Here is a 590-nt window from a genome sequence, read left to right as displayed (position 1 = left end):
TTTCCAGATTCTCCGGCGCATCGTTTAAGGGATTGCGATCCTTGTGATGCACTTGCAAATTCGCTGTAGCTGAACATTTCGCGCAAATCCTTTGTTTCATCGTTCGCGCTCTGTAATGCGCCGTACTCCGGTTCGTTAACGGCATTGATAGCCGAAATAATCGATAGCACTTTTGATCGCAATATTTCCGGCGCTTCGCATCCTTCCCCGAAATCGGCTTTCCGCAATGCAAGCACGTTTTCATAAATCACCGTTTCGGAGCCGCATTCGGAGCAAGCGCACACCAAACGCGGGGAAGCCCCATTAGCCAGCGGGAATGTGCCGGGTTCAACTGGCCGGAACTTTCCATCTTTGCAGTAGAGCCAATCAGCACTTCGCCAGAAGCCGTTAAGCGAATGGGTGAATTGCGGCAATAAAGCGAGCTCATTTCCCCCAGATTCCCCGGCGATAGGCTCATTCGCCCCGTCGATTCCCGTTCCTGCCTGCGCTTCTCCGCTCCCGCTTCGCTCCGCTCCGAATTTACCGCCGTGGGCGTTATCCACCCCGCGATATAAACTTGATTGTGTAAGCTGGTCTGGCGGCGTACTTCC

General features: G+C 53.7%; 1 protein-coding gene. It reads right to left on the bottom strand.

The annotated features are described in order from the left end of the window. Positions 1 to 542 (bottom strand): hypothetical protein (locus N1032_RS26600; protein ID WP_259543661.1); only part of this gene is annotated, 542 nt, incomplete at its 3' end. Positions 543 to 590 lie beyond the last annotated feature (48 nt).

The organism is Herbiconiux daphne (assembly GCF_024979295.1).
Lineage (GTDB): Bacteria > Actinomycetota > Actinomycetes > Actinomycetales > Microbacteriaceae > Herbiconiux > Herbiconiux daphnes.
This window is presented reverse-complemented; position numbering and strand designations above follow the sequence as displayed.